The following is a 1,444-nucleotide window of genomic DNA, read 5'->3' on the forward strand; positions in this document are numbered from 1 at the left end:
GCTATGCAACGACGCGTCAGGCGTCTGCTCCAACGCCAATACCAGGTTTTCCAACGCGCAATGCATGTAGGCACAGACACGTTGCGCGCCGACTTTCGACGTCACCAGTACCGACAATTCAATACCATTGCCCAGGTCATCGACGTTCAGCGTCAGCGGGTAATTGGTGCGTTCCTCAGCGCTGAGCGCCTCGATACCGCGCCAGGCGAGTGCCTTGTCCTGTGAAACATCAGTGACAGCGCTGTGGCGGTAATTCACCAGCGAACTGAACAGCGGTGTCGGCGCCGCCACCGCACTGCAGCGTTGCGCCAACGCCAGCGAGGCATGTTCATGCCCCAGCAGTGCTATCAGCCGTGCATGGGTCGCCTTGACCCCGGCGCGCACGCTATGGGCGCCGACCTCCACCCGCACCGGCAAGGTGTTGATGAACATCCCCAACGCCCGGTCAGCGCCCTCGCCGCCCTGCATCCGGCCCAGCAGTACGGTGCCAAACACCACGTCCTGCTTGCCGCACACCTTGCCCAATACCTGCGCCCAGGCCAGGTGCACCAAGCTTGCGGCACTCACGCCGAGTTGACGTGCCTGTGCCCGCAAACGCTGGTCCAACGCCGCTGCAATCGATTGACCGGCGTGCTCGATATCGCCCCCATCGCCCTGCACATCCTGCAAACCGAACGGCAGCGTCGGCTCATCGATATCGCCGAGCATTTCGCGGAAGAACCCTTCGTGTTCTTCACGGCTGACGCCCAGTTGCACATGGGCCACGTAATTGCGATAGGGCACCGCTTCGTCCAACGCGCCTGCCTGTCCCAGCAAGTACGCCTGCATTTCCTGTTGCACCACCTCCAGGGCCACGTGATCAAGTGCCATATGGTGAAACAGCAACACCGCAACCCAGCGTTGATTGACTGCATCCTCGGCGAATGCGAGTCGCAACAGTGGGGCCTGGGTGATATCCAGACGGTAGTGCTGCGAATCGAAGCGTTGTTGCAGTTGCCCGGTGATGTCGCCCACGGCGGGGTCGAGATCGACCGTTTCAACATGCAGTTTCGCCTCGCGCCAGACCACCTGCAGCGGCGTCTCCATGTCTTGCCACAGCACGCTGGTACGCAGGATGTCATGGCGGTCGATGACGCTTTGCAATGCCGCCACGAACGCGTCCAATCGGTCACGACTTTGGAAGTTGAAAAGGGTTTGCAAGACGTAAGGGTCGCCCTGTCCGGCAGCGAGGTGATGGTAAAGAATACCTTCCTGCAACGGCGCCAGCGGGTAGATGTCCTGCACGTTGCTCGTACCGCCCGGCACCGTGGCCACGATGCGGTCGATGGTCGGCTGATCCAGATTGATCAGCGGCAGCATGCCAGGGGTGATGTGTTCGCAATCAATCGGGATCAGGTTGGCCGGGACACTCACTTCAGTGCTGCCACCCACCGCCGCCGCCAGC

General features: G+C 61.5%; 1 protein-coding gene. It reads right to left on the reverse strand.

The features are described 5' to 3' along the window. On the reverse strand, positions 1 to 1,444 hold a 1,444-nt coding region (locus GIR22_RS25765), incomplete at both ends, for a condensation domain-containing protein (protein ID WP_246208492.1).

The sequence above is a fragment of the Pseudomonas karstica genome (assembly GCF_009707515.1).
In the GTDB taxonomy this organism is placed as follows: Bacteria; Pseudomonadota; Gammaproteobacteria; order Pseudomonadales; family Pseudomonadaceae; genus Aquipseudomonas; species Aquipseudomonas karstica.